The organism is Vibrio sp. 1F169, assembly GCF_041439605.1.
GTDB classification, from domain to species: Bacteria; Pseudomonadota; Gammaproteobacteria; order Enterobacterales; family Vibrionaceae; genus Vibrio; species Vibrio tasmaniensis_A.
The window spans coordinates 1-6,892 of sequence record NZ_JBGOOI010000120.1 but is presented as its reverse complement, the minus strand read 5'-3'; the positions used below and the strand labels follow the sequence as shown (position 1 = coordinate 6,892).

Genomic DNA, 6,892 nt, shown 5'->3' with positions numbered 1-6,892 from the left:
GGCGAGATTTAAATGGCTCTGGAAATGGGTTAAACGTATCACCTTTTATGCTTAACGCTTGTTTCGCTTTCGTCATTAATTGCCCCTATGCATAACGCTTTTCAGTCGGGATATAGTCATTTGCTTCTGTCCATCTTGCTCAACCTTTTTAAGCAACTCAAGCCATATATGGTGGTTATGTGATTTTTGTACGCACACGAGTGATGGGTTACGAAAAAAACACCTGCACTCTAGGGTTGTTAGTTAGCATATGTATTACAAAATCAACTCACCATTAATTAGTCAATCATCGGTCGTGACACACTTTGGGGCAAAAATGAGTTTCAGGAATTCTAATATTAGTGATTCATGAATAACTTTTTATAAGGCAAATTTGCCAATTAATACGCCTTTGTACAGTGCGCACTTTGTCTGATTATGTTTAATGGTGCATATCTTATATATGTATTGCAACCTCTTGTATTTAGAGGTTTTATCATTGAAGTATCGCGAAATGAGTAAGAATTACATTTTTCGAGAGTTAGAGTGCCAAATGACAAAGGAAGAGGTTGCTGAACTGTGTTTTAAATCTGTGAGAACTGTCACAGGTTGGGATGAGGGAAATCCAATCCCGCCCGAGTGCAAACGGCTTATGAGAATGGCAAAAGGTCGAGAACTAAGCATTAGCGAAGACTGGATACAGTTCAAAATGTTATACGACAGAATGGAGCTGCCGACTGGCCAAGTGGTGAGGCCTCAACAAATATTGGCAGGAATTGCACTTTTGGGAATTCAGTCAGAGTTAGAGATTAAGACTTCAACCCACTTACTTGGGCTTGCTAGAGCGATAGCGAATATTAAGAGATAGGATTAGAAAAGCATGGTTTTCTCAAGGCCAATTCAAAACTTAGTTATCCTGGTTCGCATGAAGTGATCTTTGTTGATAAGGTGATTTTGACTGGAGTGAAGACACGTCCTGTTTAGATACCCAGTCCTCCTTTTTGGTCATATCAGGAGAAATAAGCCGGACTCATTGAGTTCGGCTTTTTTGCTAACGTAAAGCTGGACAAGCTTTATACATTTACTTTCTATAGCCAAGTAACACTTCTTCATAATTATCAAGTAACTTTGAATTGATAACTTTGTTTTTTGGTATGTCAAATAGCTCACAAAGCGTATAAACACTAGAAGTGAATGGTTCGCCAATATAAGGTGATATGTAAATCGCTTCAATTAGTGTTGATACGTCAATATCAACCAGTATAGGACTTGGCTTATAGGCTGCCCATTCCTTTGCATTCATACCTTGAGGCACTGAGTACAAACGTACTTCATTTTCATGTGCATACTCTTTTCTTTTAAGTAAAGGAGATGTGACCCCATCTGTTAGGCAGTCCTGTGGCGTTAACTTATCGCACAAAAAATCTAGGTACTTTACACGTCCCATCAATAATGGAACTGTAGGCTCACAAAGATTAATGGCTGATTCTAACGAAGCTACAGTAGTTTTGATCGCAATTCCTTTCCCACTGTCTGAATACAATTTCCACATAGCTTCAGACTCACTATTACTGTGATACCAACAATGAACACACGTCGATTTTGAGATTTTGTTATGCCTTGGAATGATATTAGCTTTCTCTTGTTCCAATCGTGGCTTAATCGTAGATATTGCAAGAAGCTGCTGTTCAGTTGGCTTTATGAGGCCAGAATCGACTTGTTCTCTAAATACCTTTTCGGCTTGCAAGTTTCTTTGTTCAAGCTCTTTAAGTTGATCAAAAGCAATATCAGTCGTCAACTCAAAAATAATTTTTGGTACAAAGCCCTCAAATGGGTCTGTTTTTTGATAGTAGCTCAATGGTGTCATGAAAAGCCGTTTGTTATTGAGTAAATCAATGAACTTCTCGATTGACATGTATCTCCACAGTTCCATTTCACTATCTAGACTTTGTCCTACTTTAACTCGTTTCAATTAATTTACCCTTATATCAACATATCGCTATTAGACGAAACTCACTATGAGCGTAATTATACTAGTCTCTTTTATTTGTTAACAATTACTTACCGTAAGAATGAAAATAAAGAACTAGCGCGCAAGCTTGCAACTAGAGCAGGGTTTTGTGAGTGCTGATGGATAGGTCGAATTTACCCCCGTGATACAACACGGGGATTCACGACGAACAGCATTAGAAGAATGGATAACTTCTAGTAGGGCAAAACCCCATGAACAGGATGTGAATGAGTAAAAGGTCTATCCAACAATGGGGCATAAATAATTTACGAAGCAACCTATACCGCAATTTTGCAATAGCCTCTTGCAAAAATAGGTGTTGGACAATTTGGCAACAAGCTGTCGCCAAAATCATTCTCATGATGTCTTCATGTGTTCTAAGTACGCAATGGGGCATTTCTTAGTTACAGATTGCCGCGGATGAATGTTTATACTAAGGTGCCATGAGTTACCCAACAACTTTAAAGCTGACAAAATACAAACTAGATTCCGTTGGGTATATCTTTCGTAATAGCCATTTGAGCATAAAAACAAATGGTAAATTCTCCGCTTTGGCATGTTTTCTACAGAGATTTTCAAACTCAACATTCTCAACATCAACTATTTCTAGTCTGCAGATTTTCCGCTCATCTTCGAGAGTAAATGCTTCAACAACCTGTCCAGGGTAATAATGGCTTTCAGATTTATCTCTAATCGTTGCAGTTTTTTTACCAGAAAGAATCTGGCGCTCTAACCTAGTGAAAAATGTCATTCTATCCAATGATTTACACCAACTCTCTCCAATGTCTTCCAAGTTTACACCAGCATTAAATGAATCGGCAATAAGCTCTTTCTTTTTTAAGCTTCAATCTAACCCAATGGACTAGTGAGGGAAATCATTGGGGATATTTTCTGTGTCGCATAACTTTTAATATGGAAAAAGTCCGTGAACAGGATATGAATGAGTGAAAGGTCTACCAAATAATGGGGCATTTTCGAGCTAGAAAATGCCACGCGTGAAAATTCAGGTTGTGATGTTTTTGGACATAAATGTGTTTCAGGAATTCTAATATTAGCGATTAATGAATAACTTTTTATAAGGCAAATTTGCCAATTAGTCGTCTTCGTACAGTGCGGCCTTATGGTAGACCCGTTAGTCCACAAGAGATCCTTATTGGTATTGCTCTTATTGAGATTGGGTGTTTGACCGATATAAAAATCACGTCAAAGTCGCTAAAGTATGAGAGGGCATTGAGAAAAGTAATGTAAAAAAGGCCGTATATCGGCCTTAATTTGCATTGGTAGAGCGGGGGAGCGTTCTTGAATAATTTATTGAAGATTTTGTATACGTGACCTTATTAAACGACTAATGATCGGGAATCGTTTTTAAACTCTTTGCTATATCCTTAAGATTCGATGTATATCAAAAGCATTAAATTCATGACCATCATCTATCAAACAATCTAAAGGATGCAAAGCAACAGGAGTTCCTTGTAACAGCCTAGCCTCTATAGAATTTTGAGCCTCTTTACTTTGCGAATCCCACCAAGACGGTGTAGACCAAGTGTTTTCACTGAATGAGTAACAGAATCGAACAAGGGCGTTCGAAATATGATTTTCATCCAATGCGAGTAGCGAATCAATGAATTTATTACAATAATTATTGTGCTCTGGTAACCAAGAGAAAATAAATGCTCCTTTTCCGTCATATGCAATGCAATTAAAAAATATGTATTCAAAAACTTGATCTTGAATACCGAGAGTCTGTAATCTATTCCCATGAAAATCCATCTCTGGCGCAATCATGGAACTTACCAAAAGTTTAGGTACGCTTTTAAATTCGATAACGCAATGATTAATTGCGGAGAAGTTATCACCAGTAAGCACGGGATCAAGCTTAGATTTGAGATATCGTAAATCCCGAAGTGCTAAATCAACACCGGAATCAAACAAACTTGCGTGTTTTTGCATGTGAATTTGTGTTTCAATTCCCTTGCCACGGTCAGCCTCTTTCATCATATCAACGGTTTTTTTGTTTGACTCCTTATTGAAATACTCTCTACAAAATCCGCGATAAGCTAACAAAAATAATTGTTGTTGTGTCAGTGTAATTGGTTCATCCTCAAGAGGTATAAATAGATCCTTATCATGAACTGAGCAGAAGCCTGTAAATGTCGATGCTTTTTTTACACCAACTTTTTCTAGAACTAGCTTTCCTTCGTGTTTAATTAAGCCAGATAAACTCGGTTTTGCACCCATAACATGCCCACTTTCAGCAATTTCAAGAAGCGAACCACTTTTTGAAATTGTATGAGCATTAATAATCTTGCTGGTACATTCATCTGGAAAAAGGTTGCTCACGCTACATACTTTTTTATTCCTTACACTTTTGCTGTAAGCTTCTAATTCTCTACGACTAATTGCTTCTTGATCTTCTCGAATTTGATGACACTTTTTATATTTCTTTCCTGAGCCACACCAACATGGATTGTTTCTCAATTTATTATCACCCAAACCTATCATCCTCTTCACATAACGCTATCTAGCCAATAATTGGCGGTATAGTTTTTTATTATGCTCTCTTTTGATTATCAATTAAATGATATGCATCATTGATGATTATGGCTTGCTATCGCTCAAACACTGGCGAATAGTTAGGGAAGGTTGAAAGTTTCGTAGATAGTGCCCCGTAATACAACACGGGGATTCACAACGAACAGCATTAGTAGAATAGATAACTTTTAGTAGGGCAAAAGCTCATGAACAGGATGCGAATGAATAAAGGTCTAAGCAACTTTGGGGCAGAAATGAGCTAGAGCTACTACTCTAATGATTCATTAGAACAAATAGCAGCGTACCAATACGATCGCTACCATTTTAAGAGGATACTTTATTGGGCTGCATAGGGTTAAAGGAACGTTTTTGTGCCCAAGCAGCGGCCAATGAATACCTAGTTTAGAATAAAGACATTTAACCCGTTCCTACTCTCTCGTACTGGCCTTATACCTGAAATTACATTCACTCTCGATGGATATCCTGTGCCGAGATTAATATTTCCAGCCGTTAAATTGTAACGATTTAGGGATAGGGCTGTAGCAAGGGTATTCGGTTTGTAAGCCGTAGTTAATAATCATTGAAATATCAACGCCGAAGGACCCTGCATAGTTTGCTCGTCTGAACTTCTGCGGATCGTTTTTGGCGGTTTTCTCAAGTACCATCCAGATCATATCTTCAAGGAACTCAGGGTGGCGCCTTGGATCGAGTGCCATTGTATCGCGCATACAGAACCAGCTTCCTCCGCCTAGCTGTTTTTGATTATAGGCATTGTCAAAATACGCAGTATGCAAACCTTGCAAGTAAGCGTTTAAGCGTATGGACTCCACGGTGTCCGTCTCGTCAATGTGCTGCAAGAAGTAGGGCAGTTTGGTGATGTCTGCCATTGCTCTAGGGGCGCTAGATAATTTGGGGTTTTCGTACTGCTCGTGTATCTCACTCAGCAGTTGAGTGAGCTCAGGAGAGTGGGGTTGAGCTTGCACGCTCGCACAGGTAAGCAGCAGTAATGGTAAGACTGTTTTCATGGTCATTCTCCCTTTAGATACCTGATCATAATACCAGTATTTAGGCGGTGCATAAAGTTCTTTTTTATGCACCTAGTTAAGTATTATTCTTTCGAATTTTGTGTGTATCTTGGCACCGCAGGATAGGCTTGGTCGGAGGTGACGTATTCCGTCCTTTCGGGTCTAGTGATCTCCTTTTCTACCTGCGAATTGACGGTCATTTCAATCATCGGCTCAGGTTTGAGGATGGGTTTCTGCGCCTCCTCTTGCTGAAGTTTTACCTCATCGGTTACCCCATCAAAGCGCGCTTGATTAAAGAGTCCGCCCGTTTCATTGTTGTGCAGCATAGCCGTGCGGGCAGCAGCCACGGTATCGACGGTACTAGCCCATCCTTTCTCCATCGTGTTGTTTTGCTCGGGTGTCAGTTCTGGTTGTTGGGTTGGGGTGGTGGTTTCATGCGCTTTCTCCATTGTTGCCACAATCTTCGCCGTGTCACCATCGAGTCCCGCCATGGTGGTGAACTCTTCAGTGCGTGTGTAGTCTTGCCATTGCTCTTTCGCCTCGGCAATATCTTCCGGTTGGTAAGCGGTCATTAGGCGTTGGACGTCTGGTTGGTTTAATCCTATGTCTTTTTCCAAGTAATTCTGGAAGCCTTGAATCGCGTTGGCCGTAAAGCTGGCACTGCCAGAGTCGAGGCGCGTTTGAGTATTCGAGAGGGCGTTCAAGTCCGATTGGCTTTGCATGGCACTTACACCAAGAGACTTGGTGTTGCTGGCATTAATTGCAAAATCATGCGCAAACTGCTCAACCGAAGTTCGGGTGTCTTTATTGTCCACCTGCGTGCCGGCACTGGTCACGGCATTGGCCCCTTCGGTGTATTGCTGCGTGGCTTGCTCAAGCTGCTGCTTTTGCTCGGCATTCATATTGCTGTAAGCCGTACGCTCATCATCAGACCATTTCACGCCGCCACTGGCGCCCAAATTGAATGGCGATGCCCCTTTGCCTGTTCCTAGGCCACCCTCGAAGCCGCCATAGACACTTTGCAGGTAAGCTTTTGATTGGTCTATCGTCCAACCCGTTTGTTGAATCACGCTGTCAACCGCCGTTTGCATGTCATTCATACCTTGGCTGACTTGAGTATTAAAGCCACTGGTGCTGCCTTCACCGTAAGCCAGGTTTTTACCCACACTATCATGCCAGCGGTCGCTCAGTGCCGCGCCTCCTTGGAGGGTTTGAGCCAGTTGGGTGCTAGTTTGAGCAAGGTTTTGCTGCGTTTGGCTGCGGGCATTCGCCACACTCTCTTGCAGCATGCTTTGCGTGTTGGCGCTGATGTTGCCGCGACTGGTGGTTTGTGAGCTGTCGTAGG

General features: G+C 41.1%; 5 protein-coding genes and 1 pseudogene. 1 reads left to right on the top strand and 5 read right to left on the bottom strand.

Features of this window, described 5'->3' with window-relative positions; genetic code table 11:
* The first annotated feature begins 478 nt into the window (after window positions 1-478).
* Window positions 479-847 (top strand): phage protein, encoded by a 369-nt coding sequence (locus tag ACED53_RS22465; protein WP_102370497.1) that lies wholly within the window; start codon window positions 479-481, stop codon window positions 845-847.
* A 213-nt stretch (window positions 848-1,060) separates the two neighbouring features.
* Here the strand turns inward: ACED53_RS22465 and ACED53_RS22460 are convergent, their stop codons facing one another.
* The 5 genes and pseudogenes from ACED53_RS22460 to ACED53_RS22440 all read right to left on the bottom strand — a co-directional run.
* Entirely contained in the window at window positions 1,061-1,951 is an 891-nt protein-coding gene (locus ACED53_RS22460; RefSeq protein WP_371708690.1) for a DUF2971 domain-containing protein, read from the bottom strand.
* A 487-nt stretch (window positions 1,952-2,438) separates the two neighbouring features.
* A complete protein-coding gene (gene yqfB / locus ACED53_RS22455) occupies window positions 2,439-2,783 on the bottom strand; it encodes a N(4)-acetylcytidine aminohydrolase (RefSeq protein WP_371691292.1) in 345 nt (114 codons plus the stop codon).
* 584 nt (window positions 2,784-3,367) lie between these two features.
* A complete protein-coding gene (locus ACED53_RS22450) occupies window positions 3,368-4,483 on the bottom strand; it encodes an SEC-C domain-containing protein (RefSeq protein WP_157939755.1) in 1,116 nt (371 codons plus the stop codon).
* A gap of 533 nt (window positions 4,484-5,016) precedes the next feature.
* On the bottom strand, window positions 5,017-5,547 hold the full coding sequence (locus ACED53_RS22445) for a hypothetical protein (protein ID WP_102258301.1): 531 nt from the start codon (window positions 5,545-5,547) through the stop codon (window positions 5,017-5,019).
* Between the two features lie 83 nt (window positions 5,548-5,630).
* A pseudogene (locus ACED53_RS22440) lies at window positions 5,631-6,892 on the bottom strand (conjugal transfer protein TraG); the annotation flags it as partial.